Source organism: Martelella sp. FLE1502, assembly GCF_053484255.1.
This window is the reverse complement of sequence record NZ_JBAKFQ010000014.1, coordinates 65,506-84,012: the sequence shown is the minus strand read 5'-3', so window position 1 is coordinate 84,012 and position 18,507 is coordinate 65,506. Positions and strand designations below refer to the sequence as shown.

The following is an 18,507-nucleotide window of genomic DNA, read 5'->3' as shown; positions in this document are numbered from 1 at the left end:
CCTACCCCACTCCCGCGCATCCGAAACCGCCGCCCTACAACTTTTACATGTTGTGGCCAATGCTAATCGATTGCAATGCAAGCGCTGGCGGCAGAAGCAAAATTTTCCTTTTCTAAACCCCGTAAAACTTGCTAAACGCAGATATTACTCATCACCCGCCGCGCGGCTTCGTCGGCTTGGCAACACCTTGCCAATCCTATAGCTAATGAAAATCCCGATTGGCTTCGACAGCGTATTCGCGCCGGAAATTTGGAGGATAGGATGACGGAAACTGGAAAACTGCAACTCGACGGCAAGGAACTTGAGCTGTCCGTGGAAGAGGGCACATTCGGCCCGAAAGTCCTCGACATCGCTTCGCTCTACAAGCAGTCGGGCATGTTCACCTACGATCCGGGTTTCACCTCGACGGCCTCGTGCAAATCCAAGATCACCTATATCGACGGCGATAACGGGATTCTGCTGCACCGCGGCTACCCGATCGACCAGTTGGCTGAAAACGCCGACTTCCTGGAAGTCTGCTATCTGCTGCTGTTCGGCGAACTGCCGACGGCCACGCAGAAGAAGGATTTCGACTTCCGCGTGACCCATCACACGATGATTCACGATCAACTCACGAGGCTCTTTACCGGTTTCCGCCGTGATGCCCATCCCATGGCCATCATCTGCGGCGCCGTTGGAGCCATGTCTGCCTTCTACCACGACTCGATCGACATCTCCGATCCCTACAAGCGCGAGATTGCCAGCATCCGCATGATCGCCAAGATCCCGACGATCGCGGCCATGGCCTATAAATACCACGTCGGCGAGCCCTTCGTGTATCCGCGCAACGACCTCGGTTATGCGGCCAACTTCCTGCATATGTGCTTCGCCACGCCGTGCGAGGAATACAAGGTCAACCCGATCCTGTCGCGCGCGCTCGACCGGATCTTCATCCTGCATGCCGATCACGAGCAGAACGCCTCGACCTCGACCGTGCGTCTTGCCGGTTCGTCTGGCGCCAATCCTTTCGCCTGCATCGCGGCCGGCATCGCCTGCCTGTGGGGCCCCGCCCATGGCGGCGCCAACGAGGCGGCGCTCAACATGCTGCAGGAGATCGGCTCGGTCGACCGCATCCCGGAATATATCAACCGCGCCAAGGACCGCGATGATCCCTTCCGCCTGATGGGCTTTGGTCACCGCGTCTACAAGAACTACGATCCGCGCGCCAAGATCATGCAGAAGACCTGCCATGAAGTTCTCAAGGAACTCGGCATCAAGGACGATCCGCTGCTGGACGTCGCGATGGAGCTGGAAAAGATCGCTCTGACGGATGAGTACTTCATCGAGAAGAAGCTCTATCCGAATATCGACTTCTATTCCGGCATCACGCTGAAGGCCTTGGGTTTCCCCACCACCATGTTCACCGTGCTGTTCGCGCTTGCGCGCACCGTCGGCTGGATCGCGCAGTGGGCGGAAATGATCGAGGATCCGGAACAGCGCATCGGCCGTCCGCGCCAGCTCTACACCGGCGCCCCGGAACGCGATTTCGTGGACATCTCCAAGCGCTGATTTCCAGCGTGTTCAAATGCGAAAGGCCGGTCCCGCGACCGGCCTTTTCTGTGTCCAGAGGGGGGGTGAGCGCTATCGGGCAGCCTACTTCGCAGGGCCCTTCTCCGCCAGCACATCCAGAACGATGGCCGCCGCGCGCTCGCCGGGCGGGACCTCGGTCTGCATCAGTGCGATGACCCGCTCGAAGCCTTCCATCATGCCGCGCCGCTGGAAACTGTCCTTCGTCAGCAGCTCCATCCAGCGCGCAAGCGCGCCGGCGCGGATCGTGTCGTTGAAATATTCCGGCACCAGCGGCGCATCGGCGATCAGGTTCGGCAGCGACGCCGACCAGACGGTGATCTTGTTCAGCATCAAACGGCCGATGAAATCCGCCTTATAGGCGGAGACGGCGGGAATGCCGGAAAGCGCCAGCTCCAGAACCACCGTGCCCGAGGCGGCAACCGCGGCATCGGCCATGGCAAAAGCCTCCCACTTGGCCTCCTCGCCGACGAAGAGTTCCGGCTTAACCTTCCAGTCGGCGATGGCCGCGCGCACCTGCTGCTCACGTCGCGTCACCGTCGGCAGGATAATGCGACAGCCGTCATTGCGCGCCGCGAATGTCGCGGCGACATCGCGAAATATCGGTGCCAGCGCATTGATCTCGGATTTGCGCGAGCCCGGCAGCAGCATGATGGTCGGCTTCGACCGCGCGCGCTCCAGACGGTTCTGGCGGCGCGCTTCGAGCACGCCCGGCTCCCCGGTCAGCCGATGGCCGACAAAGGTGGTCGGCGGCCCGCCGAGACGCTCCATCGCCGCCGGTTCGAAGGGCAGCACGGCCAGCACGTGGTCGACATAGGCGAGCATGTCGCGGGCGCGATATTCCTTCCAGGCCCAGACGCTGGGGCAGACATAGTCGACGATCGGGATTTCGGGAGCTGCGGCGCGCACGCGCTTTGCCACGCGGTGGGTAAAATCCGGGCTGTCAATGATGACGATGATATCCGGTTTCGCAGCGATCAGCGCCTCGGCGGTCTGGCGGATACGTCGCAGCAATTGCGGCAAACGGGCGATCACCTGGGTGAACCCCATGATCGACAATTCACTGTAGTCGAACAGTGATTCCAGCCCCTCGCCGGCAAGGCCGTCGCCGCCGACGCCGACCAGTTCCACCGGGCCGCCATGAAGCGCCTTTAGCGCGGCAATCAGGTTGGCGCCCAGTAGGTCGCCAGAAACCTCGCCGGCTACAATCCCGATTTTCAAAGCCACATGCCGCTCCCTTATGATCGAAGGTCAGGCTCCAGCCCATAGACAAACAGACCCGCCGCATCGGCGGCCCGCAGCGTCTCTTCGCGCTCGAGTATCAGCGACCGCCCGGCCTCAACCGCAATGCCGGCCAAGCCCGCTGCCGCCGCCAGTCGCACCGTGTTGGCGCCGATCGATGGCAGGTCGGCGCGCAGATCCTGTTGTGGCTTGCACAGCTTGACAAGCACGCCCCGCCGCCGGGCGCTGATGCGGCCCGACTGGCGCAGCACCGCCACCCGCTGCAGCATCTGGTCCGTGCCTTCCGCGCCCTCAAGCGCCACCACGCGACCGCCGACGCTGACGGCGCCCTGCCCGATATCCATCACGCCGATCGTGCGCGCGGCGTGCGCGGCGACCTCGATATCGGCCTCGGCCTCGCGATCCGGTGCAAGCCTGCCAAGCGCGCCGGCCTCGGCCAGCAGATCGCCCGCAATCGATTGCGCCGCCACCACCTCGAAGCCATGCTTTTCAAACAGGGCGATAACCATGCGCAGGACCTTGTCGTCCCCGCCGCTGCGCAGTTTGGCAAGGATTGCGGGAATGGAAGCGAGCACGGAAAGCGTGGGGCGCAGGCTCAAGAGTTCGGGCCGGCTGTTGACCCCGCCGGTCAGCACGATCTTGTCGATCCCGCGTTTGCGCAGCGCCATCACCACCGGCCGGAAGCCGCCGAGATCGGCGTCCATATGGTCAAATCCCGACCAGTCATGGTCGTCCTCGCCGCGCAGCTGCACGATAAACGGGCTATGGCCGGCTTCGCGCGCCGCCTCGGCCACATAATAGGGCAACAGACCGTTGCCGGCGATGATCGCAATCGGCTCCTTTGCGGAGACCGCCGCGGAGTTCACGCCGCGCCCTTGCGCCGCCTGGATCCCGGCGTCGTCAACGAGCGCTCGGCATCGCGTTCGAGGATGAAACGCAGCATTTCGTCGACCGCATCGCTTTTGCCGCCGAATTCCGCGCGCGCCGCCTCGGCGTTTTCCAGGATCAGGCCCGAGGAGAAGATCGTCTTGTAGGCCTTGCGGACCAGATGGATCTCATCGCGCTCGATGCCCGCGCGCTGCATGCCCACGACATTGAGCCCGCCCATCATCGCCGGGTTGTCGACGATCATTGCATAGGGAACGACATCATTGACGACGCCGGCGAGCCCGCCGACAAAGGCCTGCCGCCCGATCTGGACGAACTGGTGGATCGCGGCGCCGCCACTGAGGATAACCTTGTCGTGCACCAAGACGTGGCCGCCGACCATGACATTGTTCGACAGAATGACGTCGTTGCCGATCCGGCAATCATGGCCAATGTGGGAATTGGCGAGGAACAGATTGTTGTCGCCAACGACCGTGATCCCGCCGCCATGCGACGAACCGGTATTGATCGTGACGCCCTCGCGGAAGATGCAGTTCTTGCCGATCTCAAGCCGCGTCTGGCTGGCATCGTGGCGCACGCTCTGCGGCGGGCCGCCGATCACAGCCATCGGAAAAACCTGGCAGCCGGAGCCAAGCCGGGTCGCGCCCTCGACGCTGGCGTGATGCATCACGACGACGCCATCGCCAAGCACAGCATTCGGGCCGACATAGGACAGAGGTCCTATGACGGCGTTTTCACCGATAACGGCCCCGTCCTCCACGACCGCTTTCGGGTCGATCCGGGCGGAGCTGGCAATTCTGGTCATTCTTCATCCTTGCGCACCATCATGGCGCCGATATCAGCTTCCGCGACGAGCTGTCCGTCGACCGTCGCCTCGCAGTGAAATTTCCACACCCGACGCCGCTGCTTCTGCTTGACGACCTTGTAGCGCACCTGATCGCCCGGCACCACCGGCTTGCGGAAGCGCGCATTGTCAATGGTCATGAAGTAGACCAGATTGTCCACCTCATCGGCCTTGCGCGCGCAGATCGCGCCCGCCGTCTGGGCCATGCCCTCGACAATCAGTACGCCGGGCATGATCGGCATGGACGGGAAATGTCCGGTGAAATGCGGCTCATTTGCCGTCACGTTCTTGACGCCGACCGCGCTGTCGTCGCCGTCGATCTCGATAATCCTGTCAACCAGCAGAAACGGATAGCGATGCGGCAGGAACTTCATGATCTCCAGAAGTTCCATATGTTCCAAAGTCTCAGTCACAGCCTCATTCACCTTGCTCATCTCCCCCTGTCTGAGCCCGTCTGCTCAGTTCCGCAAGTTCGCGCAGATACAGTTTCATAGGACGCGCCGGAATGCCGCCGACGCGCGATCCGGGCTCTATCGACGAAAGAACGCCGCTTCTGGCGGCAATCTGTACGCCGCTGCCAATCTCGAGATGGCCATTGACGCCGGCCTGCCCGCCAATCATGACTCCGTCGCCGATCTTGACGCTGCCGGCGATCCCCACCTGGCTGACAATACCGCAATGACGACCGATCTGCACATTATGGCCGATCTGAACCAGATTATCGATCTTGGTCCCCTCGCCAATCACGGTATCGTCCATCGCGCCGCGGTCGATCGTGGTATTGGCGCCGATCTCAACCTCGTCCTGGATAATCACCCGCCCGACCTGCGGCAGCTTGACCATGCCCGTCGGGCTGCCGGCATAGCCGAAGCCATCCTGGCCGATCCGGGCGCCGGTATGGATGATGACATTGTTGCCGATCAGCGCGTTGGTGACGCTCACTTGGGCGCCAATCGTCACATTGCGCCCGATCTTCACATCCGCGCCGACGACGGCGCCGCTCAGGATCCGGCTTCCCGCGCCGATCTGGGCGCGCGCGCCGATCACGGCGAATGGCGACACCTCGACGCCCGTTTCGAGCGCGGCCGTGGCGTCCACCGCAGCCTGCGGAGAAATCTCGCCCTCACCCACAAGCGACTGCGGCCGCATCGCCGCCGGATACAGCAGCGCCGAAGCGCGGGCAAAGGCAAGCTGCGCATTGTCGGATACAAGCGCCGTCAGCCCATCCGGCAGCAACGCGGTCAACGCTTGAGGGCAGATGATCGCGGCCGCCCGGCAGGTTTTCAGATAATCCGCCGAACTTCTCGATTGTATATAACAGATGTCATTCGGTCCGGCGCGGGAGATTGGCGCAATCGATTCCACCAGACGATCGCTCGCCGTGGCCTCTGACAGAGAAGCGCCGATGCGGCCGGCAAGCTCACCCAGAGGGATTGCCTGCCGTGCGCCGAAAAACTGGTTCTGATCCATGTCCGTTCTCCAGAACAGTTAAGCTTTGAGTTCTGGAAACAGATATCAGAACGTGTTGGCGATACCGAAACGGAAACGCTGGGTTTCGTCGAAATCTTCCTTGGCGAACGGAACGGCATAGTCGAACCGCAGGTCGCCGAAGGGCGAGTTCCAGATCAGACCAATACCCGCCGAAGCGCGGATCGAGAAATCGGTGCCCTCGATCTGAGTCCCGGTGACTTCCACAGCGTTACCCCAGGCCGAGCCGGCGTCCACATAGGCAGCGCCGCGGAGGTTGATATCCTCCGGAATGCCCGGCAGCGGGAAGTTGGTCTCCGCCGAAAGCGTGGCGTAGTACTGCGAACCGAGTGCGTCATTGGTGCCCACGGTGCGCGGGCCGATACCGTTCTGTTTGAAGCCGCGGATCTGCTGACCGCCGATCGTGAACTGGTCGAAGACGTTCAGATTATCATCGAACGGCGTGACGAAACCGCCGCGCGCCGTGATCGAGCCGATGATATCGGCCTGATCGGAGATCATCTGATACCAGCGCGCCTTGCCGTCCAGCTTGTAGTAATGCGAGTCGCCGCCAAGACCGGCAAATGTGTTGTTCAGTGCCGCCAGGACGCCCTCGCGCGGCAGCTGCCGGTTATCGACGGAAGAGAAGTTGAAGGACTGCTGCAGCGACGACACCACCCACGGGCTGCCGTTGATCAGGTCCTGATAAACCTGCGACACATTGTTCAGGTTCTGCCAGTCGCCGCGACCATCATATTCAAACTGCTGGTAGGAATATTTCACCGTCGAATAGAGGTTGTCGGTGAGCGGCGCGGTCAGGCGGATAGCGCCCGCCGTTTCGGCATAGTTGTAGTATTCCTGGGTCGAGGACGACGCGCGATAGAGATCGAAACCGGCAGCCAGACGATAGCCCAGGAAGAAGGGCTCGGTGAAACTGAAGTTGTAGATCTGCGAATCGTCATCGCCGAGACCGGCGGAGGCGCGGATATACTGGCCGCGACCAAGGAAGTTGCGCTCCTCGACCGAGAGCTCCAGAACCAGCGAATCGCCTTCCGCATCGTAGCCGGCGCCGATCGAGAACGAGCCGGTGGGCTCATCCACGACATCGACCTCGAGAACCACACGGTCGGGCGCGCTGCCCGGCAGCGTCTTGATCTCGACCGAGCTGAAATAGCCCAGCGCCTCGAGCCGACGCTTGGTGCGCGCGATCATCTCGCGGTTATAGGCATCGCCCTCGGCCAGATCGAACTCGCGGCGGATGACGTAGTCGCGGGTGCGGGTGTTGCCGACGATATCGATCCGCTCGATATAGGCCTTCATGCCCTGATCGATCTCGTAGTTCACCGAATAGGTATCATTGGTGAAGCTGCGGTCGCCGCGCGGATTGACCTGCGCGAAGGGATAGCCCTGCGAGGACACCGAAGCAGCAATCGATTCCGACGTCTTCTGAATGTCGTCGGCGTCGTAAATCTTGCCGGTCCGGGTCTTGATATCGCCCTTCAGGTTCGAGATGTCGACGCCCTCGACCGTGGTCTCAACGCCGATATCCCCAAACTTGTAACGATCGCCCTCAGAAATATTGAAGGTGATCGAATAGGAATTGTCGGTCTCATCATAGTCGACATCGGTCGACAGAAGACGATAGTCCGGGAACCCGTGATTGTTGTAGAACTCGCGCAGCAGCTTCTCGTCCTGACGCAGCTTGTCGGGATTGTAGATATCCTTGCGCGTTAGGAACGACAGCGGCGTCGAGCGCTTGGTCAGGATGACCGAGGCGAGGCGCGCGTCGCCGAAGGTGTTGTTGCCTTCGAAATTGATCTTCCGGGTCTTGGTGCGGCCGCCTTCATCGATGACGAAGGCAACGTTGATGCGGTTATCCTGAACGGTCGCCGTCTGGATCGTGACCTCGACATCGGAACGGCCGATCGAGGCGTAAGCGTCCTTGATGTGCTGGATATCGAGCTGCGCCTGGGCCTCGTTATACGGACCGAGCGAATGCAGCTCGACGACGCCCTCGAGCTTCTTGTCGGAGACCTTGCGGTTGCCGTTGAACACGACCTGATTGATGAGCTGGTTTTCCGTGACGTTCACGACCAGCGTCGAACCGGAAACCGAAATCCTGACGTCGGAAAAATAGCCCGAGCTGTAGAGATTGCGGATCGACTGATTAATGTCAGCGTCGGTGAAGCTCTGGCCGGGCTTGATCGTCAGTTTGGATTTGATCGCGTCGGAACCTGCCTGACCGGTTCCGTTGACGGTGATGTTCCTGACGACGGCGGCATACGCGTCTACAGGCACAGCAACGGCGGCAACGACCCCCCCGGAAACGGCGACCGCAAACGAAAGCGCCGCACCTGAAACTGTGTTCAAAAATCTTGAACCGGCCATGCTACTATCTACCCTTTATAATCGCTCGGTATAAGCGGTTTTCGGCAATGTGGATTTAAGTTCTAAAGACTTCGCATCCCCACGCAATAGAAAGCCGCCCCTCAGATGCAACTTCCGCCCCAAGCGTGACCAAATCGCCACGTTCTTCTGTGTTTATGGTAAACCGAACGCTACGGAATACGTCAACAGCACGACGGAGATGCTCCCTCAGGGGTTTCCTATCATCTCCGACGCCAAAGGCAAGGCCACATTTGCACAAGAAACCATTTGCGGCAAGATGAGAGCGCGCGCACGGTTAACCAAATAGTGTCAAGGGGTTAAAATCGCCCTACCCCATCCGCCCGATCGTATCGTTCCACGTCGCGAACACCATCAGCGCCAGCACCAAAAAAAGACCGATCCGGAATGCGAATTCCTGGACGCGCGCCGAAAGCGGCCGTCCCCGCACGGCCTCGATCGCGTAGAACATCAGGTGCCCGCCATCGAGCATGGGAACCGGCAACAGATTGAACAAGCCGACCGAAACCGAAAGAATTGCTGCAAAATTAGCAAATGCGACAATACCGAGCGACGCCATCTGACCGGCCATCGTCGCCACCCGCACCGGACCGCCGATCTGGTCGGCCTTCATCCTGCCGGCAAAGACATTGGCGATATAATCATAGGTGCTGACGACGATATGCCAGCTCTGCAGCGCGCCCTGGCCGATGGCTGCAACCGGGCCATAACGCTCGACGCGGAAATTACCCGAATCACGTGTACCGACAACGCCGATACGACCGAGTTCCATTTCATTGCCGAATCGGTCCTCGGTCTCCACCCGCTCCGGCACCACCGTCAGATCGACCGGTTCCCCGTTCCGCTCCACCGTCAGCACGACCGGCACGCCGGGGCGCACGCTGATATAGCGCACCACGGCATCGAAGGTATCGATCGCCTGGCCATCGAGCGCCGCCATGATGTCGCCGGGCTGAACGCCCGCCGCCGCAGCGGGGCTGTCCGGCGTCACCTCGCCCACCACCGGATCGGAAACCGCGCGGCCATAGACCATGAAGATCACGGCGAAGATCGCGATCGCCAGCAGGAAGTTGGCGATCGGCCCGGCCGCCACCGTGGCGGCGCGCTTCCACAATGCGGCGCCGTTCAGCGTGCGGGCGCGCTCCTCTTCCGGCAGCGTTTCCAGGCCCTTGAAGTCCGGGCGGCTTGCGACATCCTCATCGCCGTAAAACCGCACATAGCCGCCAAGCGGGATCGCGCACAGTTTCCAGCGCGTGCCGTGGCGGTCGGTGCGCCCTACGATCTCCGGCCCGAAGCCGAGCGAGAACGCCAGAATGCGGATGCCGCACCAGCGCCCGACCAGATAGTGCCCGAGCTCGTGAAAAAACACGAGAAAGGAAATCGCCACGATAAAGGCGACGATCATCCCCGGGGCATTGGTAAAGGCGAACTGCACGGTCAGGCTCCATTCATCGGAGCGGCAAGTCCGCTCCAGTTCATCAGCATGTCGCCCGCAAAACCCTCATGGCCGGCAAGCGCCACCAGAACGACGACAACATACATCGCGAATGCCGCTGCGACGAGTCCGTCGACGCGATCCATCACCCCGCCATGACCGGGAATCAGATGGCTGGAATCCTTGGCCCCGCAGCGCCGTTTCAGCGCCGATTCGAACAGGTCGCCCACTTGGCTGCAAACGGACAGGAAAAGCGCGAGAAGGCCAATCGCGATCGAGGGAGAACCGCCATAGCTCCAGCACAGCGCAAAGGCTGCCGCGACGGCGAAGGCTGCCCCGCCAATTGCGCCCGACCACGTCTTGCCCGGCGATATTGACGGCGCAAGCTTGGGGCCGCCGAGGGCGCGGCCCACGAAATAGGCCATGATATCGGTGCTCCAGACAACGGCGAACAGGAACAGAATCGCGAACAGCCCCGCCTCCCCGCCGTTCCTAAGCGCCGCAAGCGCGATCATGCTGCCCGCGGCATAGATCACCGAACCCGCAAACCAGAACGGCATGGCCGCGCGGCGCCCGAGGAACCAGAATGCCGCCGCGCCGAAACAGGCAAGCGCCAGCGCCAGCCCGAAAAGCTCGAGAAAGACAAGGATGGCAACGGCGATCATCACCGCGATGCCGCCAAGCACCGGCGTGCTCCACCGGCCGATCAAACGATTAACCTGACCGTCGCGCGCCCGGCTCATCTCCAGCCATTCATAAAAAACCAGAAAGCCGATCGCGACCGCAAGCAGGTTGAAGAGAGAGCCGCCCGCCCAGGTGATCAGCAGAACCACCGCCGCCAGAACGGCTCCCGAAACGATGCGCAGCCTCAGTTCCTGGGTCATCAGGTGTCCGTCAATGCCGCCTGCGGCGCGGAAAGCGCACCGAACCGCCGGTTCCTCCTGGCATATTCCGAAAGCGCTTCGAAAAACATCTCGCGGCTGAAATCCGGCCAGTTGCATGGCAGGAACACCAGTTCCGAATAGGCCGTCTGCCAGAGCAGGAAGTTGGAAAGGCGCTGCTCGCCGCTGGTGCGGATGACAAGATCAGGATCCGGCAGGCCGGCAGTATCGAGGCGCTCGCTGATGGCGGCCTCATCGATATCATCCGGGTCGGTCTTGCCCTCCGCCACCTGGCGGGCGAGCGCGCGGGCAGCGCCGGCAATCTCGGCGCGCGACCCATAATTGACGGCGACGACCACATGCAGCCCGGTATTGTTCCGGGTCCGCTCCTCGGCGACCTCGAGGGCCTTCAATATCTTTGCCGACAGGCCGCTGCGCTCGCCGATCATCTGGAAACGCATGTTCTGGCGATGGTAATTGTCGAGCTCGCGATGGATGAAGGTCGAAATCAGCTCCATGATGCCATCGACTTCATCGGAGGGCCGCTTCCAGTTTTCGGAAGAGAAGGCGAACAGCGTCAGATAGCCTATCCCGCTTTCGCGCGCCGCATCCACCGTGCGGCGAACGGCCTCGACGCCCTTGCGATGGCCGAACAGCCGCCCGAGCCCGCGCCCGATTGCCCAGCGTCCATTGCCATCCATGATGATTGCGACATGGCGCGGAATGGCTGGGTCTATAATTTTGTTCATAAGGGCGACCGAGTCTTCTTTAAAAGAATAGAGTGGCAACTAAACCTGCATGATTTCTTTTTCTTTGTCTGCGAGCAAGTCATCAATTCTGGAAATTGACTCATCGGTCAATTTTTGAACGTCTTCGGAAAGCGAACGGCTGTCGTCCTGGCTGATGTCCCCATCCTTTTCCGCCTTCTTCAATCCGTCCATGCCGTCCCGACGCACATGGCGGATCGCCACCCGCGCCTTCTCGGCATATTCATGGGCAACCTTGACCAGAGAACGGCGACGTTCCTCATTGAGTTCCGGAAGCGGAATTCTGAGCGTCTGCCCGTCCATGATCGGGTTCAGGCCAAGATGGGATTCGCGGATCGCGCGGTCAACAGCGCCCGCCATCGACTTGTCCCAGACATTGACCGAAAGCATGCGCGGCTCCGGCACGGTGATGTTGGCAACCTGGTTGAGCGGCACTTTCGAGCCATAGGCCTCAACCTGCACCGGATCGAGAATATTGGCCGAGGCCCGCCCGGTTCGAAGCGAGGTGATGTCGCCGATATAGGCGTTGATCGCGCCTTCCATGCGGCGCTTCAGGTCGTTCAGGTCGGTTGGATCGCTCATCATCTGTCTCCCGTCACACATGTGCCCCAAGCGGGCAAGGCGTGATCATTCTTCTGTTACGATTGTCTTGCGGCCGCCGCCGGCCATGATCTGGCCGAAGCCGCCGCGCTCGTGAATCGAAAAAACGATAATCGGTATGTAGTTTTCACGGGCAACCGCCACCGCGGCAACATCCATCACCTGCAGCCCGCGTTCAAGCACCTGCTGATGAGTCAGGGCGTCGAAACGGATAGCGTTCGGATCCTTTTTCGGGTCGGCGGAATAGATACCGTCGACCTGCGTGCCCTTGAAGATCGCCTCCGCGCCGATTTCCGCCGCGCGCAGCGCTGCAGCGGAATCAGTGGTGAAGAACGGATTGCCGGTGCCACCGGCAAAGATCACCACCCTGCCCGCTTCCATATGGCTGCGGGTGGCGCGCTGGGAAAACGACTGACAGATTTCCGGCATCGCGATCGCCGACAGCACCACGGTGTCGACCTGCATCTTGCGCAGCGAGGTGGCGAGCGCCAGTGCGTTGATGACCGTGCCCAGCATGCCCATGTGGTCGCCGGTGACGCGTTCGCCGCCCTTGGAGGCAACGGCGACGCCCCGGAAAATATTGCCGCCGCCGACGACGATGCCGATCTCAACGCCCATGGAGCGAACCTGGGCAATATCAGAAGCGATGCGGTCTGCGACGTTGACATCGATGCCGAAGCCCTGGTCGCCCATCAGCGCCTCACCGGAAACCTTCAGCAAAACACGGTTGAAAATCGGTTTCGTCAACGCCGCAAACTCCCTTACAAAGCAATGCCATCCCGATACACGAAGGGCGCCGCAATGTCACGCGGCGCCCCCGGGATTTCAACGGCTGATCCTAAAATGAACCAGACGGACGGAAGGGCTTAGCCCTTGGCCGTGGCGGCAACTTCCGCCGCAAAGTCGGATTCTTCCTTCTCGACGCCTTCGCCAAGCGCCAGACGGGCGATGGCGGCGACCTTGATCGGCGCGCCGACGTCCTTCTCCGCTTCCTTGACGGCCTCTTCAACGGTCAGGTCAGGGTTGATGACGAACTGCTGGGAAAGCAGCGCCACTTCCTGGAAGAACTTGCGCATGCGGCCTTCCACCATCTTTTCGGCGATGGCGGCGGGCTTGCCGGATTCCTTGGCCTGCTCCAGGAACACCGAACGCTCGCGATCGGCGATTTCGGCGTCGACTTCCTCGGGGCGTACGGCGAGCGGGTTGGTCGCGGCGACATGCATGGCGACCTGGCGGCCGATCGCGTTCAGCGCATCCTTGTCGCCGTCCGATTCGAGCGCGACCAGAACGCCGAGCTTGCCGAGGCCATCGCCGACGGCATTGTGCATATAGGTCGCGACAACGCCCTTGCCGACCGAAAGCTTGACCGCGCGGCGCAGCGTCATGTTCTCGCCGATCGTGCCGATCGCATCCTTGATCGTGTCGGCAACCGACTTGCCGGACTTCGGATAGGTCGCGGCGGCAATGGCATCGACGGAGCCGTCGGTGCCAAGCGCCACGTCGGCGATGCCGGAGACGAGCTGCTGGAAGGCTTCGTTGCGGGCAACGAAGTCGGTCTCCGAGTTGACCTCGACGACGACGGCTTCCGCATCGCCGGCGGCGATGCCGATCAGGCCTTCTGCGGCCGTGCGGCCGGACTTCTTGTCAGCCTTGGAGATACCCTTGGCGCGCAGCCAGTCGATGGCGGCTTCCATGTCGCCGTCGGTTTCGGCGAGTGCCTTCTTGCAATCCATCATGCCTGCGCCGCTCTTTTCGCGCAGTTCCTTCACCATTGCTGCCGTAATCGTGCTCATAACTTGCCTCTCGTCCATTCGCTGGGCGGCGCCGTCGGGCGCGCCGGTCGGGAGTGTACCCGTGTCTGTGACAGGGTGATGAAGATCATCCCTGGCGGCCATGCCGCATACGCGGCTGGCGCGATGAAAATATGTATCGGGCGGCCGGTTTTGAAGGCCGCCCTCATTCCTGAAACCCAATGGCGGCGCCGATAACGCCGCCATCTTCAGGTCCTGTCGCACATCAGGCGCTCGGGCCTGATGCCGGTCGCCTTACTCGGCGGGCTTTTCGCCGGTCGCTTCCTCGGCAGCGGCTTCCTCGGCGGGCGCCTCTTCAAGCGCCGGCTCGGCCGGTGCTTCAGCGGCAGCGCCGAGATCGACGCCCGAAGCGCCCTGCTGACGGGCGATGCCGTCGATGGCGGCGCGCGAAATCAGGTCGCAGTAAAGCGCGATGGCGCGCGAGGCGTCGTCATTGCCGGGGATCGGGTAGTCGACTTCATCCGGATCGCAGTTCGAATCGACGATAGCGACAACCGGAATGCCGAGACGCTTGGCTTCCTCGATCGCGATCTTTTCCTTGTTGGTGTCGATGATCACGATCAGGTCCGGCACGCCGCCCATGTCGCGAATACCGCCAAGGGCGCGGTCGAGCTTTTCACGCTCGCGGTCGAGGTTCAGGCGCTCTTTCTTGGTAAAGCCCTGCGCTTCGTTGGCGAGGATTTCGTCGAGCTTGCGCAGGCGCTGGATCGAGTTCGAAATCGTGCGCCAGTTGGTCAGCATGCCGCCGAGCCAACGCGAGTTGACATAGTACTGAGCGGAGCGCTGCGCGCTGTCGGCAACGATTTCCGAAGCCTGACGCTTGGTGCCGACCATCAGAACGCGGCCGTTGCGGGCGACGGTGTCGGACACGACCTGAAGGGCGCGCTGCAGCATCGGCACGGTCTGTGCGAGGTCGATGATGTGGATGTTGTTGCGGTCGCCAAAGATGTAGGGCTTCATCTTCGGGTTCCAGCGGTGGGTCTGGTGACCAAAATGGACGCCTGCCTCAAGCAGCTGGCGCATGGTAAAGTCGGGCAATGCCATTGCCTTGTCTCCTTTTCCGGTTGAACCTCCGCAGACCTGAGAACGGACGGAAACCCGTCCGGCACCGGCGGAGCGCACCGGATTTCTCCCGGAACACCCCATGGCCTGCGTGTGGAATGGGGGCGCGATAGCCTGTTTTGAGATGGAATGCAAGTGCCGCGGCAATTTGCGCGCACGGCAACGCGCAACGAAGCCTTGCTATGCGAAGCTCAGCGCTGTGTGGCGGCCGTCGTCGGCAGACCTTCGCAAGCAGCCGGGTCCAGCATTTCGAGCTTGTCGAGGCGGCCGGCCATCTTGAAGTTGCCGAAATCCATCAGCAGGTCACGGCTGACGCCGTTTGCCGCCAGCGTCATCGAGACGGTATAATCCGGCGTCTGGTCGCCATCCTGCGAGGCGATCGGAAAATAGCCAGTGGTGACCGGCCACTGGTCGGGCCCGCTGCCGACGCCCTTTTTGCGATCGCCGATCAGCGTGACCGCGCGCATCACGTCCTCGCCCGAGCCGTCAAAGGACGTCGCCTCGTAGACATGCTTGCCGCTCTCAGCCGCATCCAGAACATGGGCAAGATATTCCGTCGGGAACTGGGCCTTGCCGATATCGAAGGGGTTCTGGTCGCCAAGCTTTACCGCGATCTTGTGATCGGCGGCGCGGTTGGCTTCGCCGGCGGTCTCCGATTGCAGGTTGTAATCGGCAAACATCTTGCTCGAAAAGCTGAAGGCGCCCTTTTCCAGATCCTCGAAGGATGAGGATGTCTGGTCGGTGACCATGGCGCCGTGCTCGCGCGCGATATCGGTCACCATCCGCATTTCGGTGACATAACCCTCGCAGGGCGCGCCGGTGAAGGAATAAACGAAACGGCCGTGCAGCCCCTCGATGCCGGACTGGCCGGACGCCCAGGCGAGCGTCAGGTCATAGACCGCGCGGTGGGGCTCGAGCGTCACCCCGGGCTGCGGCGGCATGCCGGCCGCAGCCGTCATTGCGAAGGTGGAGCAGAAAATTCCTGTAACGGCCAGTGTCCGCATCGACATTCCCCTTGGCTTTGAACACTGATGGTATAGAAAAGTCCTCGCTCTGCCAATCATCATCCGTCCCCCTATGGAGCAGAAAATGTCCCACGCCATCGAAGACAGGCTCAAGGCGCTGTCGATCGCCCTGCCGGAAGCCGCGGCCCCCGCCGCCAATTACGTGCCCTACGTCATTTCCGGAAACCTGCTCTACATCTCCGGACAATTGCCGACCGAGGGCGGGAAGGTGATCGCCACCGGCCATCTCGGCGCCAATGTATCGCTGGAGGATGGACAGAAGGCGGCGCGCGCCTGCGCCATCCACATCATCGCCCAGGCGAAGGCAGCGCTTGGCGGCGATCTCGGCCGGGTCACCCGCATCCTGCGCATCAACGGCTTCGTCGCCTCGACGCCGGATTTCACCGAGCAGCACCTCGTCATCAACGGCGCGTCCGACCTTTTGGCCGATGTCTTCGGCGAGGCCGGCAAGCATAGCCGCGCAGCCGTCGGCATGGCCGCGCTGCCGCTGGGTGCGGCCGTAGAGATCGACGCGATCCTGGAAGTCGCCTGATGCCCGCCTGGCTGACTGCCAAACCCATCGCCCATCGCGGCTATCACGACATGAACCGCGCGATCTGGGAGAATACCCTGCCCGCCTTCGAGCGCGCGATCGACGCCGGTTTCGCGATCGAATGCGATATCCACCTTTCCGCCGACGGCGTGCCGCTGGTGTTTCACGATGACGAGCTGCAACGGCTTTGCGGCCGCGACGGCGCGATTGAAGACCTGACGGCCGCCGAGGCGAAGACCATCGCTGTCGGGGGAACGGAGGCGACGATACCGACGCTTACCGATCTTCTCGATGTCTGCGGCGGCAAGGTGCCGCTGGTGATCGAACTGAAGGCAAGCCGCGCCGATCCCGCGGCATTCGCCAAGGCGACGCTTGCCGCGCTCTCCGGCTATGACGGACCGGTCGCGCTGATGAGCTTCGATGCCGCCCTGCTCGCCGCCCTCAAACAGGCCGGCGCCTCGCAGCCGCTCGGCCTGACGGCGGAAGGAATGAGCGAGGAGGCGCTGGCGGATCACCGGAAAGCCTTCGAAATCGGCCTTGATTTCGTCTCGTATTATTACGATCATCTGCCCAATGCGTTTGTTGCTGCGCTTCGGGCAAGGAGCGTGCCGGTGATTACCTGGACCGTGCGCGACGAGGACGCCAGAAGACGCACGTTCCAGAACGCCGACCAGATGACCTTCGAAGGTTTCGATCCACGCGAGAGCTAGCCGCTCTGAGCAGACGGAACTGAAACCGGGCAGGCCAGATCAGTTTCCAGACCGCATTCCGAGAGATTTCTTGAGCGAAAACCTGCAAATCCGCATCGAAAACAGCTTCGCGAATATCGAGCGCGCGGCCTGGGACAGCCTTGCCGCGACCACGCCCTCGCTCGACGGCGACGGGTTCTACAGCCCGTTCCTGTCCCACGCCTTTCTGTCGGCGCTGGAGGAATCGGGCTCTGCCACAGCTGAAACCGGCTGGCTCGGCCATCACCTCCTGCTGGAAACCGAGGATGGCCGCCTGATCGGCGCGGTGCCCTGCTATCTGAAGAACCACAGCCAGGGCGAATATGTCTTCGATCACGGCTGGGCCGATGCCTTCGAGCGCGCCGGCGGGCGCTATTATCCGAAGCTCCAGGCGTCCCTTCCCTTCACTCCAGCAACCGCGCCGCATCTTCTGGTGCGCAACGGCTATGATCATGCGACCGTCGCCAAGGTGCTTGCGGAGGGGCTACAGGCCGTCAATGACCGGCTCGGCGTATCCTCCACCCACGTCACCTTCGTGCCCGAAGACGAGATCGGCATCTTCGAGCAGGCCGGCTACCTGCACCGCACCGACCAGCAGTTCCACTTCCTCAATCCGGGCTATGACAGCTACGATGCCTTCCTCGACACGCTCGCCTCGCGCAAGCGCAAGGCGCTGAAGAAGGAGCGTCGCACGGCGCTCGAAGCCGGGATCGAGATCGACTGGCTGACCGGCTCCGACCTGACGGAGGAGATCTGGGACCAGTTCTACACCTTCTACATGGATACGGGCAGCCGCAAATGGGGCCGGCCCTACCTGACGCGCGAATTCTATTCGCTGATCGGCGAGCGCATGGCCAAGGACATCCTGCTGGTGATGGCGAAGCGCGAGGGGCGCTACATCGCCGGCGCGATCAACTTCATCGGCTCGGATGCGCTTTACGGCCGCCACTGGGGCTGCATCGAGGATCATCGATTCCTGCATTTCGAGGTCTGCTACCACCAGGCGATCGACTACGCGATTGCCCATGGCCTGAAGCGCGTCGAGGCCGGCGCCCAGGGCGAGCACAAGCTGGCGCGCGGCTATCTCCCTGTCACGACCCATTCCGCGCACTATATCGCCCATGAGGGGCTGAGGCGCGCGGTTGCCGATTTCCTCGCGCATGAGCGCGAGGACGTCGCCCGTTTCAATGATATTCTCGTCGACCACGGACCCTACAAGAAAGCTGGCGGCGAACGCATCGAGGAGGACTGAA

18 protein-coding genes are annotated in these 18,507 nt (G+C 61.9%); 4 read left to right on the top strand and 14 right to left on the bottom strand.

Going from position 1 to position 18,507, the window contains the following annotated elements; all coding sequences use genetic code 11:
• Window positions 1–261 precede the first annotated feature (261 nt).
• Entirely contained in the window at window positions 262–1,548 is a 1,287-nt protein-coding gene (gene gltA / locus V6767_RS13535) for a citrate synthase (RefSeq protein WP_448473973.1), read from the top strand.
• 84 nt (window positions 1,549–1,632) lie between these two features.
• Here the strand turns inward: gltA and lpxB are convergent, their stop codons facing one another.
• The 14 genes from lpxB to V6767_RS13465 form a co-directional block, all read right to left on the bottom strand.
• Window positions 1,633–2,793: a lipid-A-disaccharide synthase gene (gene lpxB, locus V6767_RS13530; protein ID WP_448473972.1), complete on the bottom strand. Its 1,161-nt coding sequence runs from the start codon at window positions 2,791–2,793 to the stop codon at window positions 1,633–1,635.
• Window positions 2,794–2,804: 11 nt separating this feature from the next.
• Window positions 2,805–3,674, bottom strand: a complete 870-nt coding sequence (locus V6767_RS13525) for an LpxI family protein (RefSeq protein ID WP_448473971.1) — start codon at window positions 3,672–3,674, stop codon at window positions 2,805–2,807.
• Entirely contained in the window at window positions 3,671–4,501 is an 831-nt protein-coding gene (gene lpxA / locus V6767_RS13520) for an acyl-ACP--UDP-N-acetylglucosamine O-acyltransferase (protein WP_448473970.1), read from the bottom strand. The genes V6767_RS13525 and lpxA overlap by 4 nt, the downstream gene beginning before the upstream one ends.
• Window positions 4,498–4,932: a 3-hydroxyacyl-ACP dehydratase FabZ gene (gene fabZ / locus V6767_RS13515; RefSeq protein ID WP_230718446.1), complete on the bottom strand. Its 435-nt coding sequence runs from the start codon at window positions 4,930–4,932 to the stop codon at window positions 4,498–4,500. Before fabZ ends, lpxA begins: the two co-directional genes overlap by 4 nt.
• Window positions 4,933–4,957: 25 nt before the next feature.
• Window positions 4,958–6,010: a UDP-3-O-(3-hydroxymyristoyl)glucosamine N-acyltransferase gene (gene lpxD, locus V6767_RS13510; protein ID WP_448473969.1), complete on the bottom strand. Its 1,053-nt coding sequence runs from the start codon at window positions 6,008–6,010 to the stop codon at window positions 4,958–4,960.
• Window positions 6,011–6,055: 45 nt separating this feature from the next.
• On the bottom strand, window positions 6,056–8,395 hold the full coding sequence (gene bamA / locus V6767_RS13505) for an outer membrane protein assembly factor BamA (protein ID WP_448473968.1): 2,340 nt from the start codon (window positions 8,393–8,395) through the stop codon (window positions 6,056–6,058).
• Window positions 8,396–8,723: 328 nt separating this feature from the next.
• Window positions 8,724–9,818, bottom strand: a complete 1,095-nt coding sequence (rseP, locus tag V6767_RS13500) for an RIP metalloprotease RseP (RefSeq protein WP_448474005.1) — start codon at window positions 9,816–9,818, stop codon at window positions 8,724–8,726.
• 32 nt (window positions 9,819–9,850) lie between these two features.
• Window positions 9,851–10,732 carry a phosphatidate cytidylyltransferase gene (locus tag V6767_RS13495; RefSeq protein ID WP_448473967.1) on the bottom strand — a complete coding sequence of 294 codons (882 nt, stop codon included), beginning with the start codon at window positions 10,730–10,732 and terminating at the stop codon, window positions 9,851–9,853.
• A complete protein-coding gene (locus tag V6767_RS13490; RefSeq protein WP_448473966.1) occupies window positions 10,732–11,517 on the bottom strand; it encodes an isoprenyl transferase in 786 nt (261 codons plus the stop codon). Before V6767_RS13490 ends, V6767_RS13495 begins: the two co-directional genes overlap by 1 nt.
• Window positions 11,518–12,078, bottom strand: coding sequence for a ribosome recycling factor (gene frr, locus V6767_RS13485; RefSeq protein ID WP_230718050.1), 561 nt, complete (start codon window positions 12,076–12,078; stop codon window positions 11,518–11,520).
• 45 nt (window positions 12,079–12,123) lie between these two features.
• The gene (gene pyrH / locus V6767_RS13480; RefSeq protein ID WP_269065817.1) at window positions 12,124–12,843 is read right to left on the bottom strand and encodes a UMP kinase; all 720 of its coding nucleotides are present in this window, start codon (window positions 12,841–12,843) and stop codon (window positions 12,124–12,126) included.
• Between the two features lie 119 nt (window positions 12,844–12,962).
• Complete coding sequence (tsf, locus tag V6767_RS13475; protein WP_448473965.1) at window positions 12,963–13,889, bottom strand: translation elongation factor Ts; 927 nt, start codon at window positions 13,887–13,889, stop codon at window positions 12,963–12,965.
• Between the two features lie 252 nt (window positions 13,890–14,141).
• On the bottom strand, window positions 14,142–14,951 hold the full coding sequence (rpsB, locus tag V6767_RS13470) for a 30S ribosomal protein S2 (protein WP_230718055.1): 810 nt from the start codon (window positions 14,949–14,951) through the stop codon (window positions 14,142–14,144).
• Between the two features lie 209 nt (window positions 14,952–15,160).
• Window positions 15,161–15,973 (bottom strand): EipB family protein, encoded by an 813-nt coding sequence (locus V6767_RS13465; RefSeq protein WP_448473964.1) that lies wholly within the window; start codon window positions 15,971–15,973, stop codon window positions 15,161–15,163.
• Between the two features lie 85 nt (window positions 15,974–16,058).
• Between V6767_RS13465 and V6767_RS13460 the strand changes: the two genes are divergently transcribed.
• From V6767_RS13460 to V6767_RS13450, 3 genes are all read left to right on the top strand, one after another.
• Window positions 16,059–16,526: a RidA family protein gene (locus V6767_RS13460; protein ID WP_448473963.1), complete on the top strand. Its 468-nt coding sequence runs from the start codon at window positions 16,059–16,061 to the stop codon at window positions 16,524–16,526.
• Entirely contained in the window at window positions 16,526–17,236 is a 711-nt protein-coding gene (locus V6767_RS13455; RefSeq protein WP_448473962.1) for a glycerophosphodiester phosphodiesterase family protein, read from the top strand. The genes V6767_RS13460 and V6767_RS13455 overlap by 1 nt, the downstream gene beginning before the upstream one ends.
• Window positions 17,237–17,306: 70 nt before the next feature.
• The gene (locus V6767_RS13450) at window positions 17,307–18,506 is read left to right on the top strand and encodes a GNAT family N-acetyltransferase (protein ID WP_448473961.1); all 1,200 of its coding nucleotides are present in this window, start codon (window positions 17,307–17,309) and stop codon (window positions 18,504–18,506) included.
• The last annotated feature ends 1 nt before the right edge of the window (window position 18,507 follow it).

Coding starts and splice junctions, on each gene's coding strand:
- V6767_RS13455 (WP_448473962.1), top strand. CDS start 16,526: ATGCCCGCCTGGCTGACTGCCAAACCCATCGCCCATCGCGGCTATCAC.
- V6767_RS13465 (WP_448473964.1), bottom strand. CDS start 15,973: ATGCGGACACTGGCCGTTACAGGAATTTTCTGCTCCACCTTCGCAATG.
- tsf (WP_448473965.1), bottom strand. CDS start 13,889: ATGAGCACGATTACGGCAGCAATGGTGAAGGAACTGCGCGAAAAGAGC.
- frr (WP_230718050.1), bottom strand. CDS start 12,078: ATGAGCGATCCAACCGACCTGAACGACCTGAAGCGCCGCATGGAAGGC.
- bamA (WP_448473968.1), bottom strand. CDS start 8,395: ATGGCCGGTTCAAGATTTTTGAACACAGTTTCAGGTGCGGCGCTTTCG.
- rseP (WP_448474005.1), bottom strand. CDS start 9,818: ATGATCGTCGCCTTTATCGTGGCGATTTCCTTTCTCGTGTTTTTTCAC.
- rpsB (WP_230718055.1), bottom strand. CDS start 14,951: ATGGCATTGCCCGACTTTACCATGCGCCAGCTGCTTGAGGCAGGCGTC.
- lpxA (WP_448473970.1), bottom strand. CDS start 4,501: ATGACCAGAATTGCCAGCTCCGCCCGGATCGACCCGAAAGCGGTCGTG.
- lpxD (WP_448473969.1), bottom strand. CDS start 6,010: ATGGATCAGAACCAGTTTTTCGGCGCACGGCAGGCAATCCCTCTGGGT.
- gltA (WP_448473973.1), top strand. CDS start 262: ATGACGGAAACTGGAAAACTGCAACTCGACGGCAAGGAACTTGAGCTG.
- fabZ (WP_230718446.1), bottom strand. CDS start 4,932: ATGGAACTTCTGGAGATCATGAAGTTCCTGCCGCATCGCTATCCGTTT.
- V6767_RS13495 (WP_448473967.1), bottom strand. CDS start 10,732: ATGACCCAGGAACTGAGGCTGCGCATCGTTTCGGGAGCCGTTCTGGCG.
- V6767_RS13460 (WP_448473963.1), top strand. CDS start 16,059: ATGTCCCACGCCATCGAAGACAGGCTCAAGGCGCTGTCGATCGCCCTG.